Source organism: Streptomyces poriferorum, from assembly GCF_019399235.1.
GTDB classification, from domain to species: domain Bacteria; phylum Actinomycetota; class Actinomycetes; order Streptomycetales; family Streptomycetaceae; genus Streptomyces; species Streptomyces poriferorum.
This window is the reverse complement of the sequence record NZ_JAELVH010000110.1, coordinates 1-19,672: the sequence shown is the minus strand read 5'-3', so window position 1 is coordinate 19,672 and position 19,672 is coordinate 1. Positions and strand designations below refer to the sequence as shown.

Below are 19,672 nucleotides of genomic sequence, written 5' to 3'. Positions count from 1 at the left end.
AGGACATAGAGACACCCCCCGGCCACGGCGGTTGGGTCCGTGGCGGCTACTTCACTCTCGGTCCATGCAGCGTTTGAGGACATCACGCTCCATGCCGAGCTCCTTGTTGGCCTTCTCTTCAACTGCGCGTCTTCGGCCTGCAGCAGGCCCAGCTCCTCGGCCTCGTACTCTCCCCTGCCGACAGTGGCCCGCTTGGCCGGCGAGACCCAACTCGCCAACGTCGTCTAGTAGATCCCGAAGTCCTGCGCGACCTCCGGAACGCTCATTTGACGCTCTGGGCGTTTGCATACGGACAGTGAACCCAAAGTTTTGGCTCTGACCTGGGCTTTTCCGAGACTCGATCAGACCGACATCGTTCCGATGACTCATCACGTGAAGAGCGCGGTGCACTGAAGCCGTCGCTCCAGGTTCAAAGTCCCAGAGAAGTCCCAGAGACTCCGTCACGCCCCTCCTCGCCTCACATTTGTGCAGGTCAGAAGGGGTGTGACGGTGCTTCTTCTGCAGGCTTTCAGATGTCCCGGAAGAGACCAACGAGTGCCGTGACCTGCTGTGATGGGAGTGTGGAGGCTGCTGACCTGCACGAATGGCCTTTCGGCTCTTTCATGCTCGTGCCGGTTGATGGGGCTGAAAGTCCCAGAAAAGTCCCAGGGGACTCCCACGGCTGACGGGCGCCTTTCGGCTCTATACGACAGTGCGGGCTCGTCGGCCGCCTCGTTCTCGACGAGAGTGCTGCAACCTCGATGTCGAGCGCCTGGCGCTCAGCCGATGCCTTGCGGGATCGTGAGGTTCTGATGACCGACGACGACTCTTCGGCCGCCGACGGCAGTGAGCCGACGGGGCCGGTCAGCCCTCGCACACCCTGTGGTGAGCGGACTGTCGCGCGAGCCCGGCGGGAGCCCAGTTGCTGTCGGCCCGGCCCGGGCGGTGGCGGGGGTGTGTCTGCGACAGCTCTCCGGTTGGATGGCGCTGGGCGCGCCGGTGCTGTTCGTGTCGAACCTGTTCGCCCTGGTTTTCGGGGGCATGGTGGTCTTCGCCTCACTCGGCTACGGCGTGGAGGCCGACAAGGCGGCCGGACGGCCTGCCCGCAGCACATAAGACGCCACGGTCCTGCTGTTCGTCGGCATGTTCGTTCCGCTCACAGCCACACGGAGCTCCCGTTCCGGCTCAGCGCATGGACCGGCATCCCCAAGCAAACAGTGGGCCAGTGGCTCGCCGACGAGCCGGGCGCGTCCATCACGGGCGTCGACGCGACCTCCCGGACCATGTACATCCGCGTACGTACCCCGGAGGTATACCGCCGGTGCAGTCCCTGGTCGACCGGTTCGGGGGGCGGATTCCGGATGGCGTTCCTGCCGTGGTGGACAGGTCACGTGGTTGGTGCATCGACGTCGGGGTGGTCGGGGAGTGAGCGTCGGACCGGCTCGGTCCAGCCGCGCCCGACCCCGCGGATCGTGCGCTCGCGGGTGCCGGACACACGTGGCAGTGTCCTTCGGCGGGCAGGTGTGACGGCCGATGGACACTGAGTGGGGTTCAGGCCAACTGGCCGCCATCTCTTCGTTGTCGACGGTGCGTCAGTCCTGCAGTGTTCGCAGGGTGGCGTCCAGGTCGGTGGTGCGGGGCTGGTTGTGGGGGAGTTTGGCGAGGGCGGCGGCCATGCCGCAGGTGTTGGTGGCGGCGGAGAAGACGAGGCCGGTGCCGATGGCGGCGGAGAGCCAGCGGGCGGGGTGCCAGCGGATGCCCGCGGCGAGGCCGAGGACGGTAAGGGATCCGGCGGCGAAGCGGACCTGGCGCTCCATGGGCCAGGGGGCCTGTGCGTTTTCGGGGCGGTGGAGGGCGTGGCCCTCGGCGGCCCAGGCGGTGGTGCCGCCGGTGAGGGTGGTGGCGGGGATGCCGCCGGCGGCGAGTTCGGTGCAGGCGATTGCGGAACGGTTGCCGGAGGCGCAGACCATGAGGAGGTTGCCGCGGGTGGCTGCTGCCTTGAGGGCGGGCAGGGCGGTGTGGAGGTGGTCGAGGGGGATGTTGTGGGCGCCGGGGAGGTGGCCTGCGGTGTATTCGCCAGGGGTGCGCACGTCGATGATGGTGTAGTCGTCGAGGCGTGCGGCGGCCTGGGCGGGGATAAGGGCCGTGGGGGTGGTGCTCATGTGCGAAGTGGTCCTTCCGTGGTGTTCCCGGGGGTGGATGTCCGCACCCGGGTATGATACCCCTAGGGGTATTTCTTGGAGGTGAATGGTGGAGCTTGAGATGGCAGCCGACGAGCTGAAGTCGGTGCTGAACCGGCTGCGGCGGGCTCAGGGACAGATCGCGGGGATCATCAAGATGATCGAGGAAGGCCGGGACTGCGAGGATGTGATCACGCAGCTCGCGGCGGTCTCCCGCGCGTTGGACCGGGCCGGGTTCGCGATCATCGCGACTGGCCTGCAGCACTGCATGGCTGAGGGCGGGCAGGCGGCCGGCGACCGGGACGAGATGCGGGCCCGGCTGGAGAAGCTGTTTCTGTCTCTGGCCTGAGTGCGGCGGTGGCTGGTGTGTTCATGCGATCACGTCGATCAGCATGAACACGGCCACTGCCAGGAGTACGCCGGCGAAGACTCTTTGAAGGCTGTTGCCGGAGACCTTGGCGCTGAGGCGTTTGCCGTCCCAGGCGCCGAGGATCGCCGCTCCGGTGAAGGGGCCGATCAGCGCCCAGTCGAGGCCGCCGCCGCTTCCCGCGCGGGCGGTCAGAGCAGCCAGCGAATTGACGGTGATGACGAGCAGGCTGGTGCCTACCGCCCGGCGCATGGTCAGGCCGAGCACGCTCACCAGGGCCGGGACGGCGAGGAATCCACCGCCGACGCCGAGGAATCCGGTCACCGCGCCGAGTCCTGCACCTGCCCCGGCTGACTTGCCGGCCCGTGTCCGGCCCGCCGGCTCTGACGCGGAGGGGCGGAACATACGCACCGCCGCCAGTGCGGCAATCACCGCGAAGGCTGAGGTCAGGACCGCTTCGGGCACGTGGCCGGATGCTGCTCCGGTGAGGTAGGCGGGGATGATGCCCGCGGCGGCGAAGAGTGATCCGGCTTTCCAGGCGACGTGGCCGTCGCGTGCGTGGGCGTACAGGGCGGTGGCGGAGGTCGCGGCCACGATGATCAGGCTGGCGGTGGTGGCCGCAGCGGGGGTGAAGCCGAGCAGGTAGATCAGGGCGGGCACGGCCAGGACGCTGCCGCCGCCGCCCAGGGCTCCGAGGGCGAGGCCGATGACGGCTCCGGCGATGAGGGCGAGAACGAGGGCGCTCACGCTATCCGGCCGCTGTTCCCGCGTTCGTCGCTGACCGGGTATCCGCAGGCGGCCCACGCGTTCATGCCGCCCTTGACGTCCACTGCTTGCTCTCCGCGCCGGGTGAGGAGTTCGGCCGCCTGCTGCGAGCGGTGTCCGCTGCGGCAGATGACCACGAGCGGCCGGCCCGCTGTTCCGGGCGGCAGGTCGCTCCCGGCGACGAGCTTCGACAGCGGGGTGTGCACCGCGCCGGGGGCATGGCCGACGGTCCATTCCGGCTTTTCGCGGACGTCGAGCAGGACCGCGTCCGGGGCCTGGCCACTGGTACGGCTACGGGCCTGTTCCACGCTGACGCGGGACTGGTTGCGGCAGAAGAGGAACATCGAGTTCTCCCCTCTCGTTCTTGGATCTCGTGCGGTGGATGGGGGTCAGCCGGTGGTCAGGGGCAGGCCGGCGTCGGTGGCGGCGTCGAAGCCGTCGTCGACGGCGACGACAGCCCGGCCTGCCGCGTCCAGCAAGGATGCGGCGATCGCGGCGCGCATTCCGCCGGCGCAGTGCACCCACACCGTCCCCTGCGGCACCTCGGCAAGGCGGCCGTGGAGCTCGTGGACGGGGATGTGCACCGATCCCTCGATCCAGCCGTTCGCCCGCTCGGAGTCGCGGCGCACGTCCAGGACCACCACCCCGTCGCTGTCCTGTGCGGCGAGCCCGGCGAAGGTGGAGCGCGGGAAGGAGACGGGTGTCTGTCCGGCGGGCAGCCATGCGGCGGGGCCACCGGTGGCAGCGGCAGCCGGCCGGTCGATGCCCACCCGCACCAGTTCGCGCTGGGCGTGGGCGAGCTGCTCGGCCGATTCGGCGAGCAGGGTGACCGGCTTGCCCCAGGGGATCATCCAGGCGAGGTAGGTGGCGATCTTGCCGTCGGCCTCGAAGTTGAACGACCCCGCCACGTGCCCCTCGGCGAAGGCCACCCGGTTGCGCAGGTCGACCACCCACTCCCCGGCCGCAAGCCGCGCAGCGATCTCGGCGGGGTCCGCGAGCGCGGGCGGGGTCAGATCTACCGGCGCCGGACCTGCGGTATTGGCCGGGCCCATGTACGCGTAGTAGGCGGGCACGTCCTCCAGCCCTGCCAGCAGGTCGGCGACGAAGGTGTCCACATCGACGGCGAGCGCCGCATTGGTGCTCTTCTCCTTGCCGATGGTGCTCTCCTCTCCCTCGGACTGGGCTGAGGAGCAGAAGCTGCCGAAGCCGTGTGTGGGCAGCACCGCCGTCTCGTCCGGAAGGCCGGAGGTCAGACGGTGGGCGGAGGCGTGCTGGGCGCGGGCGAGCTGTTCGGTCAGCCGCGGCTCGACCAGGTCCGGCCGGCCCACCGTGCCGATCAGCAGCGACCCGCCGGTGAAGACGACCACGGGACGCCCTGCCTCGCGCAGCGCGTACGAGGTGTGGTGTGGGGTGTGGCCGGGGGTCGCGATTGCCACCAGCGCCACCTGGCTGCCCGTGTCAATCTCCACGGTGTCGCCGTCGGCGACAGCCACCCGCGTGAACGGGACGTTCGCACCGGTCGGCACGAGGTACCGAGCGCCGGTGATCCGGGCGAGTTCCAGGCCGCCGCTGACGTAGTCGTTGTGGATGTGGGTCTCTACCACGTGTGAGATCCGCACACCGCGCCGGGCGGCTGTCGTCAGGACCTGGTCGATGTCACGCGGCGGGTCCACCACCACCGCCGTGCGCTCACCGCCGGCCAGATAGCTGCGGTTGCCGAGACCTTCCAGCTCAATGGTGTCAACGAAGAACACGCGGATACTCCTTTCGCATGGAAATTACCCCAGGGGGTATCTACCCTCACCGTAACACCTGTACCCCGGGGGGTATATTTCGTGAGGGGGTAGTCGTAACCGGGCGGGTACCCGGAGACCTCCGCGTGAAGTGGGACCAGCGGACGAGGAAGAGGCGATGACTATGACCTACAGCCGCACCGTGTACGTGTACAGCGACTTCGAGGAGACCGTGAGGGCCGTAAGGGAGGCCCTGGCCGAGCAGGGCTTCGGCATTCTGACCGAGATCGACGTGCGGGCCACGCTCAAGGAGAAGCTCGGCCACGACATGGAGAACTACCTGATCCTCGGCGCCTGCAACCCGCCGCTCGCCCACCAGGCGATCGAGGTGGACCGCTCCATCGGCCTGCTGCTGCCCTGCAACGTCGTCGTCCGTAGCGACGGTGCGCGCATCGCGGTCCAGGCCCTCGACCCCGCCACGATGGTCACTCTGACCGGCCAGGACGCCCTCGAGCCCATTGCTGAAGATGCCACCCGCCGACTGGACGCAGCCCTGTCCGCCCTCACCGAGCGGCAGGCATAGCACCGCCAGCACCCTGGGTGGTGCAGGCTCGACGGGGGCGCCCTCGACCGTTGCCCTGGCAGTGTCGAGCGAAACTGTGGAAGCCGCACCGAGCTCCGGAGGCATGGAAAGCGAGATCCACGGTCTTGGCCTCGCCGTCGGCCCGCAAGATCATGGCCTGCTGCGGCCCGGGGCCTCCAGTGCTGATCGGGGATACGTAGGTTGCGGCCGTCGTCGGCGGCGAAGTGCCGCAGGCGTTCCTCGCTGGCCTGGCGGCGGATGAGGGCGTCTTCGGCGTGGCCGAGCATGTGGTCGAGGGCGGTGCCGAGCCGGCCGACCTCGGTGTGTGGGGCGGTGTCGGGGAGGGGTCAGGCATGGCGATCTCGCCGCTGGCGAGGGGCAGTCCGGCGATCGCGCGCCCGACGGTGTGGACGCTGACGTGAGCTTGCCCATGGGGACTTCGCGTCGAACGGCTTTCCGCCGATCGTGGTGCCGGTGGCCTTCAGGTCCGCGGGATCAGAAGCGCCGCAGCCCTCTCCGTCGCCGGAGGGCTGCGGCGCCGAGCCGAGGCCGTCTGCCTCTTCGGGAGGGTTCCCGCCACGCCGCCTTCCGAGCAGCAGCCGTTGGGGGCGACGGGCACGCCCGAGTTGGCGATGCGCCGACAGGCGATGACCGGGTTCAGGCGGTCGGAGTGCCCAGCGCGTCGAGAGCCGCGATGACGTCGGCGGGCTCGGCGCGGGTGGTGTAGTCCGTGTCCACGAAGGTCCAACGGATAACGCCGTCCTGGTCGATGACGTACGTCGCGGGGACCGGCAGGGTCTGCGCGTGACCGCCGTTGACGCGGTGGAGGTCCATGCCGAAGCCTTCGTACACGGCGACGAGTTCGTCCGTCAGGTCGAAGGCGAGGCCGTACTGCTTGGCGGTACCTGAACCGACGTCGCTGAGCACGTCGAAGGTGAGGGCGTGCTTCTGCGCGACGGACAGGGCCTCGTCGGCGATCTGGGGTGAGACTGCGACGAGGCGGGCTCCGCGCTCGGTCATGGCGTCGAGGTGCTGCTGGAGGGAGCGTAGGGCGAGGTTGCAGTACGGGCACCAGGCGCCACGGTAGAAGGTCAGTACCACGGGCCCGGCTTCCAGGAGGTCGGCAAGGCGAACCGTCCCCCCGTCCGCCGATGGCAGGGTGAAGTCGGGCGCCCTGTGCCCCACGGGCAGTGCCTGGTCGGCCTGTCCGGATTCGGCGAGGTCGCGGCCGGCCCGTTCCATGATCGCTCGGATGTGATCGGGTATGTCTGCCTGACGGCTGGTGTAGAAGGCGCGGAGTTCTGTGTTGAGGCCCATGGGAGCTTCCTTCCGGTACGCAAATCTCGGAACGATCGGTTCAAGATAGCGCCGTTCCGTGCGGGAGGCGAGTATCTTGGGCCTCTGTGGCTGGGAAGGGTGGGTGAGCATGCCTGATGTCAAGCACTTCGATGCGGACGCGGTCCTCGAAGCTGTGGTGAGGATCTTCTGGAGGCAGGGCGTCACCGGCACGGGAATCCAGGACGTGGTCGACGTGACCGGCTTGAGCCGGTCCAGCCTGTATGCCACCTTCGGCGGCAAGCGTCGGCTCTACCTGGCAGCGCTGGAGCGGTACACCGAGCAGCGGTCCGCCCCGAGCCTCGAACGGCTCGCCGAGGACGAGCGGGGACTGCCGGGTGTCACCGACTTCTTCCTCTCCCTTGTCGATGCCCGGTGCTCCGGTGAGCACGCGCGGTGGGGCTGCATGATCTCCAATGCCCACGTCGGCGCCGAGAACGCTGATGCGGACATCCGTGCCGTTCTGGAGCGCCAGAACGACAAGCTCCGGAAAGCCATGTACGCGTCACTCGCCGTGGCGCGGTCGAAGGGACAGCTGAACCCGGGCGTCGACCTTGAGGCTTCAGCCGAGTTCCTGGCACTCCTGGCACACGGGGTCAACCTGCGCTCCCGATGCGGGGCGGACGCCTCGGAACTGCGCCAGGGCGTCACCGCGGCTGTCGCCGCGATCACTGCTCCGCACGGTGGAGCAGGGTGCTTGCGCGGGACATGAAAGCGACACGGTCGGGGGCCGTCGGCCTGGCCCAGAGGCCGGACGGCCAGTTCACCTTTGCGTCATGCCCTCAGCCCGCTCCGCCGAGCGGAATGCTGAGCCTCCTGCTCCAGTGGAGCAGCCCGGTGACCCCACCTGACACTCGACCGAACTCCGCCCCGCACCGCCGTTTCGTCCGGCAGGCCGGAGGCAACGCGGTGGGCGGAGGTGAGCTCGGCGCGGGAGAGCTGTTCGGTCAGGCACGGTTGGACCAGGTCCAGGCGGCCCGCCGTGCCGATCAGCAGCGACCCTCCGTGGGGGGCGGCCACCGGGCGCCCAGCCTCGTGCAGGGCGTAGGAGGGCGTGGTGCGGGGTGTGGCCCGGGGTGCGATCGCAGCCGGCCTCACCCGGCCGGTTACCTCGATCGCCGCCCTGGCCATCCTCGTCCAGCAGCAGGGACAGCACTGCCCGCCCACGCCTATGCGGCGGCGGGGCTTGACGATCCCGCTCCGTCGCCTTCTGCGATCACTGCCCAGGGGCGATCAGACGTGCTTCCTGAGTGCGCCGTCCTGCCCGACCCGTCTGACACGATCTACCCATGAGCCAGTACTCGGTGACCTTGGACAAGATCGCTTTCGACGACTGGCAGGACGTCCACTCATGGGCCGGCCTCGCCGAGGCTTGTCGTTTCCAGCCCTGGGGGCCGAACACCGAGGATCAGACGCGCCACTTCGTGAAGGCCGCGGTCGCGGCGTGGTCGGACGAACCTCGGCGGCGGTTCGCCCATGTGGCCCGCTGCGGAGGTGCCGTCGTCGGTATGGGCGAGCTGCATGTGCGTAGTCACACACGGCGGCAGGGTGAGATCTCCTACCTCGTGCATCCGCGGGTATGGGGCCGAGGCATCGGCACAGAAGTCGGGCGGTTGCTTCTCTCGCTCGGGTTCGACCAGTTGGGGCTTCACCGGATCCACGCCACCTGCGACCCCCGAAACCTTGGATCCTCCCGCGTGCTGGCAAAGCTCGGTATGACGTACGAGGGGCACCATCGACACACGGCATGGATCCGGGACGGCTGGCGGGACTCCCTGGTGTTCGGCATCCTCGAAGAGGAGTGGCGTGCGGGAACTCGGAACGGTGTCGACGCAGCTGGTCCCTCACCGGACGGCGGGCCCGGCGGCCCGTCCACCGCGGTGGCCTTCGTGGACGAGGCGGCGCGCCGCAAGGGCGAAGGCTGACCAGGTCGGATGTGGTTCGTCCTGCCCGCGGGTCCGGACGCACCCCGGATACCCGTGCGTAGATGCTCGGGTCATGCAGGGCCTTCTCTCTCCGGCCTTGACTCCCGGTACGTGATCCGAACCCGTAGGCGATGCTTGCTCCACTCGATCGCCACGCTACGGCCGCCGACCCTGGCCAGGACGAGCCCTGTTGTCGTGGCGGTGCAGGCGGCCACGGCGCCGGCCGTCGCAAGGCCGACGCGAGGCCCGTACGTGTCGGTGATCCATCCGACGACCGGAGCGCCGACGGGGGCGCCTCCCAGAAGGACCATCATGTAGAGGGCCGTCACACGGCCCCGCATCGTGGAGTCGGTCGACGTCTGGATGGTGGTGTTCGTGCTGACGTTGACGACCATGGCGAACAGCCCCATGGGCAGCATGAGCAGAGCGAAGCTCCACAGGGACGGAGTGAGGGCGGCCACGATCTCCACGATGCCGAAAGCCAGCGCGGCCAGGAAGGGCAGTCTAAGTCCTGCAGTTCCGATCCTGGCGGCGAGCAGCGCACCGGCCAGGGAGCCGGCCGCCACCAGAGTGTTGAGGAGGCTGTAGGTACCGGCACCGGAGTGGAAGGCGTCGTCGGTGAAGGCGGAGAGATGGACTGGGAAGTTCAGGGCGAAGGTACCGACGAACCCGACCAGAACAATGGTCCACAGCAGCTCCGGGCGGTCGGCGACGTAGCGAAGTCCCTCGCGTAGTTGTCCCTTGCCTCGCGGGGCACGCTCGACGGCGCGCAGTTCAGCCGTGCGCATCAGCAGCATGCAGGTCAGGGGTGCGACGAAGGAGAGGCCGTTGAGCAGGAACGCCCATCCGGTGCCGATGCCCGTGATCAGCAGTCCCGCCACGGCGGGACCGATGAGGCGGGCGGACTGGAAGTTCGCCGAGTTGAGGCCGACGGCGTTCCGTAGCTGATCCGGGCCGACCAGTTCGGAGAGGAAGGACTGGCGGGCAGGGTTGTCGAGAACGGTCGCGAGGCCGACTGCGAACGCGGCGGCGTAGACGTGCCCTACCTGGACTTGATCTGTCAGCGTGAAGGCGGCCAGGGCGAGAGCGGTGAGCGCCATGACTGTCTGGGTGAGGGCGAGTACGGGGCGCTTGCGCATGCGGTCGACGAGGACGCCGCCGTACAGTCCGAAGAGCAGCAGGGGCAGGAACTGCAGGGCGGTGGTGATGCCCACGGCGGTTGCGGAGCCGGTGAGGCTGAGCACGAGCCAGTCCTGGGCGATGCGCTGCATCCAGGTGCCGTTGTTGGAGACGACCTGGCCGAGGAAGAAGAGTCGGTAGTTCCTGACCTTCAGCGAGGAGAACAGGGATCCTCCGGAGAGGGGGGCTTCGGCAACGTCGCCGACGGCGGCTGCGGAAGAGGATTCGGCTCCTCGTCCCGTACTCAACTGGATCGCCTCCAGGGCTCGGCAGGGATGGCAGGCGTGTCGTGAGGGCAGGTCCCCGGGATCGGCTCCGCTGTGGATGTCTGGTTGGCCCCGGCCGGTCAGTGCGCTGTGGCAGTGGACCGGCCACTGCCACAGTGGAGAGTGCTGTTCGCTACCAGCGATCCGTAGCCCAGGCGGCTCGGTTTCGGGCCCGTCGGGCGGTTCTCCGGGACTCCTGGTTCAGGGGTCCTCGTTCAACGTGTTCCGCCCTGGTGCGCGGGAGTCTTCACGGCGAGGGCAGCCGACGCCGCAGTCGAGTCACGGACGATGAGCCGGGGCCGGTGAAGCACGGAGTGCCCTGCCGAGTCAGCGGTGCTCTCCATGCCCTGTCTCAACTTGGTGAACGCGGTGGATGCCATCTCCTCCACCGGCTGCCGTACGGTGGTGAGCCCGGGCATCGCCATGCTCGCGAGCATGATGTCGTCGTAGCCCACGACCGAGATGTCACGGCCCACGGTCAGGCCAGCCTCCCTCACGCCCGCGATGACACCGAGCGCGCACATGTCGTTGATGGCGACGATCGCGGTCGGGGGATTGGCGGCCGCCAGGAGTTCGCGCGCTGCTGAGCGTCCCAGCTCAGCCGTGTCCCGGTCGTCGAAGTCCAGGGTGTCCGCTCCCGACCACACGATCCCGGCCTCCTGGGGCAGGCCGGCGGCTTCGATGGCCTGTTGGAACCCGCTGTAGCGTTCGGCCCGGTTGATGCTGCCGATCGACCCGGACACGAAGGCCAGCCTGCGGTGTCCGAGCCCCAGCAGATGCTCTGTGACCAGGCGCATTCCGAGCACGTTGTCCGTCCCGATGTTCACCACGCTGTGCGGGTCCCCGGGTTGGGCGGTGCGGTCGAAGGCCACCAGCCTGAGCCCCGCCTCGACAGTCGGCTTCACGTGGTCGAGCGACGGGAGTGAGGAGCACAGGACCACACCGCCGATGCCGTCGCCCCAGAGTTCCTCGACGTAGTGGCGCTCACGGTCTCGGTCACGCTCGCTGTTGCACAGGAGCATGTAAAAACCCTCCGCCAGGGCGGCGGCTTCGAGGTGACGTGCGAACGTGCCCCAGAACGGGTTGGCGACAGACGGCACGATGAGCCCGAGCATCTGGATCCGCCCGGTACGCAACTGCTGGGCGGCCCGGTTGGGTCGGTAGCCCAGACGCCGGATCGCCGTCTCGACCCGTGCCCTGGTCTCCGGGAGCATCTTGCCGGTGCGGCCGTTGAGCAAATTGGACACCGTGCTGGGTGAGACTCCCGCCTCCTGCGCCACCTGGTAAATCGTTGTTCCGGCCACAGCTGCCCCCGCTCTCCTTGAAAACCCATTGTTTCCACGATGTTGACATCAAGTATGGGTGTTCCTAGTCTCATGCATCGATGCACCAGTAAATCGGTGCACCGCGATCAACGCAAGTCTCACCCACCCAGTGCATGCTCTGCTGTCGGGAGTCAGTTATGCGTTCACATCCCTCTTCCCTGTCCAGACGAAGCCTGCTGGGTCTGGGCGCCGCGGCGGTTGCCGGCGCCGCGCTGACCGCGTGCGGCGGGGCTGCCCCCGGCAAGTCGGGCGGTGGCAGTGCGTCGCTGCGCCTGCTCACGCCGATCTTCGACCGCGCGGACGGACAGAAGCTCCTCACGTCCCTGCTTGCCGACTTCAAGAAGGACAACCCCGGCGTCAGCGTCCAGGTCGACTACACCGAGTACGGGAAGCTCAACGAGAAGCTGACCACCTCGATCGTGGGCGGTCAGCCCTACGACGTCATGCTCATGGGTGTCGGCTGGATACCGCCCTTCGCGGAGAAGGGGGTTCTGGCCGACCTGGAGACGACCGAGGACGAACTGGCCCGGCTGTACAACCCCCGTGTGACCCAGCCCGGTGTATACGACGGCAAGGTCTACGCCCGCCCGATCCTGCTCGACACCAGGATGGGCATCTACCGGAAGGACATCTTCGCCGAGGCGGGCATCGACGCACCGCCCAAGGACCTCACCGAGCTGAAGGAGATCGCGAAGGAGCTGACGGTCCGCAAGAACGGCAAGCTGACACGGGCCGGCGTCGACATCCTCAGCAACGACCTCCGACAGACCTACCTCCCTGTGATGTGGGCCCACGGAGCCGACCTGTTCGACGGCGGCAAGCCGGTCCTCGACTCCGACGAAGCCGTGGACGCCCTCCAGTGGATGGTGGACATCATTCGTACGGACAAGATCGAGGACTACGGGTTTACCCAGAAGGGGGCCGTCGTCGCTCCTCTCGTGCAGGGGCGGTCGGCCATGATGATCGGCCACAACGACATGTGGCGGCAGATCTCCGAGAGCGCGCCCGAGCTGATCGCCGAGGATAAGGTCGCCGGATTCATGCTGAACCAGCAGCGTCCCGCGCTCTTCCAGGGCGGCACGCTGGCCACCATGTCGGCGAAAACCAGCCACCCCGAGCAGGCCAAGAAGCTGGTGGAGTTCCTGTCCGGCGAGAAGGTGTCGCCCCAGGCGGCCGAGCAACGTGGGAACATCCCGGCTGTCCTCAGCGCGGCCGACTCCTCGTACGTGAAGAGCAACAAGCTCGTCTCCTTCGCCGTGGACAACCTCGACCACGCCTTCTCCGAGGGCGGGGTGCCGACCTGGCTCGAGATCCGTGAGGAGTTCAAGCCGGCGCTGGAAAGCGCCCTGCTCGGCAAGGCCACTCCCGCCGAGGCCCTCCACGGGCTTGCCGGGAAGGCCGAGGCGATCATCGCCAAGGGGGCCTGATGCCGACGTTCACAAGCTCGGCCGCCGATACCAGCAGGGACGGGCCGGTAGTGCATCGTTCCACCAAGCGTGCGGCGCCCTCCCGGAGCGGGCGCCCGCCCCGTGCGAAGAAGTTCGGTCACGACCGGCGCCGGGCGGCGGTGCTCATGCTCGCGCCTTCGGTCATTCACCTCGTCTGGTGGATCGGCATTCCCGTGGTCGCGACCTTCGCGCTGGCCTTCACCGACTACGACATCCTCGCCGGCACGGTCACGTTCAACGGCCTGGACAACTTCCAGGAGATCTTCAACGACGAGACGTGGAACGCCTCCATCTGGCACACGGTGGTGTTCACCTTCTTCACCGTGCCCGTCGCCATGGCCATCGCGGTGGTCCTGGCCATCCTGCTCAGCGTGAAGATGCGGGCCGCCGCTTGGTACCGCACCGCCGTCTTCATGCCGCATGTCACCGCTACGGTGGCGATCGCGCTCGTGTGGATGTGGATGTTCGAACCACGGCTCGGTGTGGTCAACACCATGCTCGGCTGGGCGGGCATCGACGGGCCGACCTGGCTCGCGGACCCGGACTGGGCGCTCACCGCAGTGATCATCGTCAGCATCTGGAAGGGCATCGGCATCAAGATGCTCATCTACTTGGCCGCCCTGCAGGCGATGCCGGAGGACGTGTACGAGGCGGCCCGGATCGACGGAGCCTCGCAGATCCGGCAGTTCTTCTCCATCACGCTGCCCTTGCTGAAGCCGGCGACGTTCTTCGTCCTGGTGGTGTCGATCATCGACTCCTTCCAGGCGTTCGACCAGCTGTACGTGCTGACGCCGGATGGCGGGCCCGGCAACTCGACCACGGTCATGACCTACGAGATCTACCGCACGGCGTTCAAGGAGTTCAACATGGGCGCGGCCTGCGCACAGAGCGTGGTGCTGTTCGCGTTCCTGCTGGTGCTGATGCTGATCAGCCGGCGTCTCACCGGAAAGGAAGACGATGTCCGCTGAGAAGCTCCTTCGGGGGGCCACGGCTCGCGGGACCCTGCTTGCGAACCGTCCTCTGCTCGCCCGCCGGTTGCGGAGGACGACCCTGCACCTGGTGCTCGTGGCAGTGTCGCTCGCGATGGTCGTCCCCTTCCTGTGGATGGTCATCACCTCGCTGAAGACCGATCCCGACCTGGCCTCTTATCCTCCCAACCTGCTTCCGCAGGTATGGGACTGGAGCAACTACTCCGAGGCGCTCGAATACGCCCCCTTCGGCACGTACTTCAGGAACAGCCTGCTCATCGCGCTCGGACACACGGCGCTCAACCTTGCCCTGGCGTCCATGGCGGGGTACGCCCTGGCCCGAGTGGCGTTCCGGGGCCGGACCGTGGTGTTCATGGGGGTGCTGGCCACCATGATGATTCCGACGTACACCAAGATCGTTCCGCAGTACCTGATAGCCAAGGGCATTCCGTTCTTCGGCGGGAACGACTATCTGGGGCGGGGCGGGCACGGCTGGCTCGACTCCTGGTGGGGTCTGATCGTCCCGGGTGCGCTGACGCCGTTCGCCATCTTCCTGTTCCGGCAGTTCTACCTCTCCCTGCCGCGTGAGCTGGAGGAGGCCGCCCGCATCGACGGCATGGGTGAGTTCGGTATCTACGCACGGGTGATGACGCCACTGGTCAAGCCGGCTATCGCCACCGTCGCACTGCTCACGTTCGAGAGCAGCTGGAACAACTTCCTCTGGCCGTTGATCATCACCAGCGACACCGACCTGCGCGTCATCCAGGTGGGTCTGTCCGCCTTCCAGCAGGCCGACCAGAACGCCTGGGCGTACCTGATGGCGGGCACGACGCTGGCCACCGTTCCGATGGTGGTGCTGTTCCTCTTCACCCAGCGCTACTTCGTCCAGGGGTTCGCCAACTCAGGCATCAAATAGCCCCGCCTCTTCCTTTGCGACATAACCATGGAGAATTCTCATGCCTTTTGATCTCACAGGTCGCCGAGCGCTCGTCACCGGTGCAGGCCACGGAATCGGCGCATCGGTCGCGCTCGGACTGGCAAGGGCCGGCGCGGACGTGATCGTTCATCACGGACACTCCGCCGATGCCGCCGAGAGGGTGGTGGCCGAGATCATCGCGATGGGCCGGAAGTCCGCATGTCTCGCCGCTGATGTCACCGACCCCGGCGAGGTCACGCGACTCGTCGACGAGAGCGTCGCTTTTCTCGGCGGACTCGACATCGTGGTGGCCAACGCGGGGCACCTCGTAGGCCGGGTTCCGGTCGCCGAGATGAGCGAAGAGCACTTCCACAGTGTGGTCGATGTCAATCTCTTCTCCGTCTTCCGCACGTGCCGGGCGGCACTGCCGTACCTGAAGGAGGCGGGCGCCTCGGGCCGCTTCGTGCTGATGGCCTCCCAGGCGGCCCACGACGGCGGCGGCCCCGGAGCCGCCGCCTACGCCGCGGCCAAGGCCGGAGTGATCGGCTTCGCCAAGGGGCTGGCCAAGGAGGTCGGAGGCACCGGCGTCACCGTCAACGCGCTCGCCCCCGGGTACATCGGCGGTACCACCTTCCACGACACGTTCACCTCGCCCGAGGTTCAGCAGGGCATCGTCGACAAGCTTCCCATCGGCCGTGGTGGCACGGTGGAGGACGTCGCCGGTGCGGCCGTCTACCTCGCCTCGGACGAGGCCGGGTACATCACCGGAGCCACCCTCGACATCGGCGGTGGTGTATGGCCGCGCTGACCATCACACGCGAGCGGGGCGGCTGGTGGCACGCCTATGTGTGCCCGTCACACGGTGTCGAGCTCGACCACGGCGATCTGCTCGGCGACCCCTTCCCGAGCACCGGGGCAGCGTGTCGGTACGGCTGCCGGGTGGACACGGAGGCGGTGCGCGGGGCGCGGACCGTACTGGCCCATCAAGCTGCCGCCCAGCGTCTGCGGCATCTCGCCTGTGGTGGGCCGGCCGAGCGCTCCGAGGCACTGTGGCTGCTCCTGGAGTACGCGGAGCTGTACGCAGGTCTTCCCAGCACGCACCCGGGTGCGGCCGACTGGATGCTGCACGGCCGGCTCTTCCACCAGGCCCTCACCGAAGCCATCTGGGCGGTGGCCGTCTCCCACGCCGTACGCACGCTCGCCGCACACGGGGGGATGCGCGCCGAGCTCGGCGCCCTGCTGCCCTTCCTCCGGTCACTCGGGGAGTCCGCCGGTCAGGCACGCGCGGAGTTGCGGCAGAAGGGGGAGAGCCGTTCCAACTACACGGCATGGCTCGCCGCCGCGGAGACCTGCTGCCGGTCGGCCGCACTCGCCATCGAGGGCGTCGAACCCGACACCGTGAAACTGGCAGATCACTACGGCCTGTTCAAGCACATGCGCACGGCGATGCACGAGGACGGCTGGGAGTGGGAGGGCAGCACCTACTACCACCTCTTCGTCCTGCACGCGTATCTCCTCGCCCTGCGGGGCAGCAACCCCGAGCGGCTGCCCGGCGACATCGCCGGAGTGCTGGGCGCGATGATCACGGCCCTGGCCGGCATCGCGACTCCTGCCGGTACCCTGCCGGCCCTGCACGACGGCCCGTACCGGCGTGAAGCGCAGTCCGCCGAGATCTGCGAAGTGGCGACACTGGCAGATCAGTTGTTCGCCGGTGCCCCCCTGGCGGCGGTGGCCGGAGCCGCAGCCCGGGACACTGCCACCGAGCTGCCCGCGGACCTCGCAGGCTGGTTCAGCGGACCCCCGCTGCCCGCCCGCACCCCGCGGAGGTCCTTCCCGGACACGGGATTCGCGGTGTTCCGTTCGGCCGGAATCCACGCGCTCCTGGATGCCGGACCGCACGGGGGAGGGCACGGGCACCTGGACAAGCTGTCCCTCTACCTCTACGCGGACGATGGCACCGCCTGGCAGCCGGATCCGGGACAGGTCCCCTACGCACACCGGAGCTATCGGACGTACTACGCCGGCACGAAGGCCCACCCGACCTTCCGCGTCGACGATTCGGAGCAGGCGCCCTGCGACGCAGTCCTCGACGGCGACACCGGCAGATGCACCGGGGCCTACGACGGCGTGTCCGCCATCCGGCGGATCGTCACCGACCCGCGGTACCTCCTCGACATCCTCGTCCTCGAAGCCGACGACGAGCGACTGCTCACAGCCCAGCTACGCCCGGGAACCGATTTCCACGTCGTGGCCCAGGGCCCCGATCGTGCACGCACCGTCTGGGGCGACAGTGAGAGCGCGGTCATGACCGGGCAGCACGTGTCACGTCCGCCGGCCGACTTCACCGTCGTCGCGCACCCGGGCCCCGCCGACGACCCGGCGCGAACATGCCGGGGAGTTGACTGGGCGACCACCGGCAGGCGCGCTGTGTTCGTCTCCGTCTACCAGTCCGCCGAAGCGACGCCACCCATCCGCCGGGTGAGCCTGTCCGAACGAACCGTCCACATCGATCTGGCCGACGGAACCGTCGCCACCCACTCCATCGGAAGGTGAGGCCGCATGCTGCTTCTCGAAGGGCGACTCGAACTGCTCCGCAGTGAGCTGAACGGCGCGCGCGCCGCCCAGTGGCGCCGACTGTACGAACAGTGCGACTGGTACCGCCGACAGTCGCCGCCCACGGAGCACCCCGAGGCGAGCATCACCTACTTCGGGCCCGCCGCCGCCAACCTGGCACTCGCCTACCGGCTCACCGGGCAGCGAGGATATCTGGAGGAGGCGTGGCGCTGGATCTCGACCTGCGTCGCCTTCCCCCACTGGGGCCGGGCCCATATGCCCGACCACGACCTGGACGCGGGCTGGCTGCTGCACGGTCTCTCGCTCGCCTACTCCTGGCTGGGTGAGGACCTGGAGCCGGAACGCCGGGAGATCCTGCGGGCCAAACTGGAACTCCAGGGGGAGCGGCTCCACTCCTACGCCGAGGAGACCACCGGCAGCTGGTGGTCGAGCGCCTACTGGCAGAACCACAACTGGATCTGCTGGACCGGTATCGCCACCGCGGGTTACGCACTGGGACGTCCCGAGTGGACCAAGGCGGCCCGGGCGAATCTGGAGACGGTCCTGGGGATGCTCCCCGAGGACGGTTCGGACTCCGAAGGCGTCGTCTACTGGCGGTACGGCGTGCCCTGGCTCGCCATCCACACCGACCTCGTGCAGCAGCAGGAGGGGGCAGATCTCTGGTCGACGGGCGGGTTCCTGCGCAACACCACGCACTGGCGCCTGCACCAGAGCGCGCCGGGCTTCGAGGAGAACATCGACCACGGCGACTGCCATGACCGGCGCAGCGGCCACAGCGTCGCCCTCTACTACCGTCTGGCTTCCGCCTACCAGGACGGTACAGCGCAGTGGCTGGGCGATCTGGTCGCGGAGCGTCACTTCTGGCGCGAGGCATACGAGTCGGGTGTGCGCCCCGGTGTCATGCCCGAAGCCTTCCTCGAACTGCTCTGGTACGACCCGGAGGTGGTGCCCGTCGCCCCCGACCGGGAGCCCCTCACCGCGTACTTCCCGGACCTCGGGCAGATCACGGCGCGCACGGGCTGGGACAACGCCGCCACCTGCGTCAGCTTCAAGGCCGCGCCCGGCGGCGGCCACCGTGCCTGGGACGAGGGACACCGGCTGAAGGCCGCGGGCGGCTGGGACGCGATGAGCGCCGGCCACCACCACCCCGATGCCGGCGCCTTCGTCCTGCACTCGCACGGCGCCTTCCTCGCGGTGGACGAGGGGTACAGCAACCAGAAGCGCGCCGGGCACCACAACCTGATCCTGGTCGACGGCCAGGGGTGGGCGGACGAGGGCCGCTACCACGTGTACGAAGGCATACCGTACGAGCGCCGGGCGCGCGTACGGGACGTGCTCGCGGAGGGCGGGTTCGCCCATGCCACGTCGGAGTCCGCGGCGATGTTCTCCGAGGGGTTGGGGGTGCGGCGCATCGACCGTACGCTGGTGGTGACTCCGCGCGGGCGTGTCGTCATCCTCGACGAGCTCGAGGCCGACTCACCGCGCGAGTGGGCCTACCTGCTGCACACCGACTGGCCCACCACCCAGCTGGACCCGGACGGCTGGCGGCTGGAGTCGGGGCCCGGCAGCGCACGGCTCACCCGGCTCCTGCCCACGGACGCCGCGGCCGCCCAGGAGCGCACCGAGGTGGAGGCGAACCCCACCTCCAGTACTCCGAGCCTCAAGGTCAGCAAGACGATGCACACCCTGCGTCTCACGACCCCGAGGACCAGTACGGCCACGTTCCTGACCGTCCTAGACAGTGCGGGGTCGCTCGACCCGCATCCGGTCCGGGCAGTGCTCCTGCCCTCGGACCAGGGACACGCGGTGTCCGTCGGCGAGGGCGCCGAGAGCGAGCTCGTCCTCCTCGCCCCGAGCACGGGGGTCATCGAGACGGAGCGCGTACGCGCCGACGCGGCGGCGGTTCTCCTCTCCGGTACGCACCTCGCGGCCGTACGGGCGCGCAGCATCGAGATCGACGGCAGTAGCAGGCTTCGGGCCGACCAGCCCTTCACGGGCCTTCTGAACATCTGACCGACCGAGAACCGGGAGCACGTCATGAAGGGCTGGGAACGCGGTGCACTGCGGGCGATGGAGTTCGTCGCACAGCCGGCGCTGGCAGGCGCCGCGTTCTGCCTGCTGGCCCTGGG

Annotated in this window: 19 protein-coding genes and 1 pseudogene; 12 read left to right on the top strand and 8 right to left on the bottom strand. The window is 68.5% G+C overall.

Annotation, left to right across the window (positions count from 1 at the left end):
* Positions 1 to 864: 864 nt before the first annotated feature.
* Entirely contained in the window at positions 865 to 1,095 is a 231-nt protein-coding gene (locus JGS39_RS19950) for a hypothetical protein (RefSeq protein WP_219570542.1), read from the top strand.
* Between the two features lie 476 nt (positions 1,096 to 1,571).
* Here the strand turns inward: JGS39_RS19950 and JGS39_RS19945 are convergent, their stop codons facing one another.
* Positions 1,572 to 2,141 carry a rhodanese-like domain-containing protein gene (locus JGS39_RS19945; RefSeq protein ID WP_219570541.1) on the bottom strand — a complete coding sequence of 190 codons (570 nt, stop codon included), beginning with the start codon at positions 2,139 to 2,141 and terminating at the stop codon, positions 1,572 to 1,574.
* An 88-nt stretch (positions 2,142 to 2,229) separates the two neighbouring features.
* Between JGS39_RS19945 and JGS39_RS19940 the strand changes: the two genes are divergently transcribed.
* Positions 2,230 to 2,508, top strand: coding sequence for a metal-sensitive transcriptional regulator (locus tag JGS39_RS19940; protein ID WP_124276065.1), 279 nt, complete (start codon positions 2,230 to 2,232; stop codon positions 2,506 to 2,508).
* A 21-nt stretch (positions 2,509 to 2,529) separates the two neighbouring features.
* On the opposite strand, the gene JGS39_RS19935 is transcribed toward JGS39_RS19940, so the two are convergent.
* From JGS39_RS19935 to JGS39_RS19925, 3 genes are read right to left on the bottom strand one after another with little or no spacing between them, the layout of a single operon-like run.
* Complete coding sequence (locus tag JGS39_RS19935; protein ID WP_124275303.1) at positions 2,530 to 3,273, bottom strand: sulfite exporter TauE/SafE family protein; 744 nt, start codon at positions 3,271 to 3,273, stop codon at positions 2,530 to 2,532.
* Positions 3,270 to 3,635 carry a rhodanese-like domain-containing protein gene (locus JGS39_RS19930; RefSeq protein ID WP_124275304.1) on the bottom strand — a complete coding sequence of 122 codons (366 nt, stop codon included), beginning with the start codon at positions 3,633 to 3,635 and terminating at the stop codon, positions 3,270 to 3,272. The genes JGS39_RS19935 and JGS39_RS19930 overlap by 4 nt, the downstream gene beginning before the upstream one ends.
* A gap of 45 nt (positions 3,636 to 3,680) precedes the next feature.
* Positions 3,681 to 5,045, bottom strand: a complete 1,365-nt coding sequence (locus JGS39_RS19925; RefSeq protein ID WP_219570540.1) for an MBL fold metallo-hydrolase — start codon at positions 5,043 to 5,045, stop codon at positions 3,681 to 3,683.
* Between the two features lie 163 nt (positions 5,046 to 5,208).
* Here JGS39_RS19925 and JGS39_RS19920 point away from each other — a divergent pair, with 163 nt between their 5' ends.
* Positions 5,209 to 5,607 (top strand): DUF302 domain-containing protein, encoded by a 399-nt coding sequence (locus JGS39_RS19920; protein ID WP_124276066.1) that lies wholly within the window; start codon positions 5,209 to 5,211, stop codon positions 5,605 to 5,607.
* Between the two features lie 275 nt (positions 5,608 to 5,882).
* Positions 5,883 to 6,029, top strand: coding sequence for a hypothetical protein (locus JGS39_RS41925; RefSeq protein ID WP_219570539.1), 147 nt, complete (start codon positions 5,883 to 5,885; stop codon positions 6,027 to 6,029).
* Between the two features lie 235 nt (positions 6,030 to 6,264).
* Here the strand turns inward: JGS39_RS41925 and JGS39_RS19910 are convergent, their stop codons facing one another.
* Positions 6,265 to 6,924 (bottom strand): peroxiredoxin-like family protein, encoded by a 660-nt coding sequence (locus tag JGS39_RS19910; protein ID WP_219570538.1) that lies wholly within the window; start codon positions 6,922 to 6,924, stop codon positions 6,265 to 6,267.
* 109 nt (positions 6,925 to 7,033) lie between these two features.
* Here JGS39_RS19910 and JGS39_RS19905 point away from each other — a divergent pair, with 109 nt between their 5' ends.
* Positions 7,034 to 7,654: a TetR/AcrR family transcriptional regulator gene (locus JGS39_RS19905; protein WP_219570537.1), complete on the top strand. Its 621-nt coding sequence runs from the start codon at positions 7,034 to 7,036 to the stop codon at positions 7,652 to 7,654.
* A gap of 161 nt (positions 7,655 to 7,815) precedes the next feature.
* Here JGS39_RS19905 and JGS39_RS40965 read toward each other — a convergent pair.
* A pseudogene (locus tag JGS39_RS40965) lies at positions 7,816 to 8,020 on the bottom strand (MBL fold metallo-hydrolase); the annotation flags it as partial.
* A gap of 211 nt (positions 8,021 to 8,231) precedes the next feature.
* Between JGS39_RS40965 and JGS39_RS19900 the strand changes: the two are divergent.
* Positions 8,232 to 8,867: a GNAT family N-acetyltransferase gene (locus JGS39_RS19900; protein WP_219570536.1), complete on the top strand. Its 636-nt coding sequence runs from the start codon at positions 8,232 to 8,234 to the stop codon at positions 8,865 to 8,867.
* Between the two features lie 71 nt (positions 8,868 to 8,938).
* Here the strand turns inward: JGS39_RS19900 and JGS39_RS19895 are convergent, their stop codons facing one another.
* Complete coding sequence (locus tag JGS39_RS19895) at positions 8,939 to 10,294, bottom strand: MFS transporter (RefSeq protein WP_236063471.1); 1,356 nt, start codon at positions 10,292 to 10,294, stop codon at positions 8,939 to 8,941.
* A gap of 233 nt (positions 10,295 to 10,527) precedes the next feature.
* Positions 10,528 to 11,616, bottom strand: coding sequence for a LacI family DNA-binding transcriptional regulator (locus tag JGS39_RS19890; RefSeq protein ID WP_219570535.1), 1,089 nt, complete (start codon positions 11,614 to 11,616; stop codon positions 10,528 to 10,530).
* A 158-nt stretch (positions 11,617 to 11,774) separates the two neighbouring features.
* Between JGS39_RS19890 and JGS39_RS19885 the strand changes: the two genes are divergently transcribed.
* From JGS39_RS19885 to JGS39_RS19860, 6 genes are all read left to right on the top strand, one after another.
* Positions 11,775 to 13,064 (top strand): ABC transporter substrate-binding protein, encoded by a 1,290-nt coding sequence (locus JGS39_RS19885; protein ID WP_103759611.1) that lies wholly within the window; start codon positions 11,775 to 11,777, stop codon positions 13,062 to 13,064.
* Entirely contained in the window at positions 13,064 to 14,053 is a 990-nt protein-coding gene (locus JGS39_RS19880; protein ID WP_103759610.1) for a carbohydrate ABC transporter permease, read from the top strand. The genes JGS39_RS19885 and JGS39_RS19880 overlap by 1 nt, the downstream gene beginning before the upstream one ends.
* Positions 14,054 to 14,144: 91 nt before the next feature.
* Positions 14,145 to 14,969, top strand: coding sequence for a carbohydrate ABC transporter permease (locus tag JGS39_RS19875; protein WP_308120544.1), 825 nt, complete (start codon positions 14,145 to 14,147; stop codon positions 14,967 to 14,969).
* 40 nt (positions 14,970 to 15,009) lie between these two features.
* Positions 15,010 to 15,777 carry an SDR family NAD(P)-dependent oxidoreductase gene (locus JGS39_RS19870; RefSeq protein WP_219570533.1) on the top strand — a complete coding sequence of 256 codons (768 nt, stop codon included), beginning with the start codon at positions 15,010 to 15,012 and terminating at the stop codon, positions 15,775 to 15,777.
* Positions 15,765 to 17,522 carry a heparinase II/III domain-containing protein gene (locus tag JGS39_RS19865; RefSeq protein WP_219570532.1) on the top strand — a complete coding sequence of 586 codons (1,758 nt, stop codon included), beginning with the start codon at positions 15,765 to 15,767 and terminating at the stop codon, positions 17,520 to 17,522. Before JGS39_RS19870 ends, JGS39_RS19865 begins: the two co-directional genes overlap by 13 nt.
* Before the next feature lie 6 nt (positions 17,523 to 17,528).
* Entirely contained in the window at positions 17,529 to 19,556 is a 2,028-nt protein-coding gene (locus JGS39_RS19860) for a DUF4962 domain-containing protein (protein ID WP_219570531.1), read from the top strand.
* The last annotated feature ends 116 nt before the right edge of the window (positions 19,557 to 19,672 follow it).

Bases quoted from the DNA above. Each gene is read 5' to 3' on its own strand.
- JGS39_RS19900 (WP_219570536.1), top strand. From the start codon at position 8,232: ATGAGCCAGTACTCGGTGACCTTGGACAAGATCGCTTTCGACGACTGG.
- JGS39_RS19880 (WP_103759610.1), top strand. From the start codon at position 13,064: ATGCCGACGTTCACAAGCTCGGCCGCCGATACCAGCAGGGACGGGCCG.
- JGS39_RS19865 (WP_219570532.1), top strand. From the start codon at position 15,765: ATGGCCGCGCTGACCATCACACGCGAGCGGGGCGGCTGGTGGCACGCC.
- JGS39_RS19905 (WP_219570537.1), top strand. From the start codon at position 7,034: ATGCCTGATGTCAAGCACTTCGATGCGGACGCGGTCCTCGAAGCTGTG.
- JGS39_RS19870 (WP_219570533.1), top strand. From the start codon at position 15,010: ATGCCTTTTGATCTCACAGGTCGCCGAGCGCTCGTCACCGGTGCAGGC.
- JGS39_RS19945 (WP_219570541.1), bottom strand. From the start codon at position 2,141: ATGAGCACCACCCCCACGGCCCTTATCCCCGCCCAGGCCGCCGCACGC.
- JGS39_RS19885 (WP_103759611.1), top strand. From the start codon at position 11,775: ATGCGTTCACATCCCTCTTCCCTGTCCAGACGAAGCCTGCTGGGTCTG.
- JGS39_RS19930 (WP_124275304.1), bottom strand. From the start codon at position 3,635: ATGTTCCTCTTCTGCCGCAACCAGTCCCGCGTCAGCGTGGAACAGGCC.
- JGS39_RS19910 (WP_219570538.1), bottom strand. From the start codon at position 6,924: ATGGGCCTCAACACAGAACTCCGCGCCTTCTACACCAGCCGTCAGGCA.
- JGS39_RS19860 (WP_219570531.1), top strand. From the start codon at position 17,529: ATGCTGCTTCTCGAAGGGCGACTCGAACTGCTCCGCAGTGAGCTGAAC.
- JGS39_RS19920 (WP_124276066.1), top strand. From the start codon at position 5,209: ATGACCTACAGCCGCACCGTGTACGTGTACAGCGACTTCGAGGAGACC.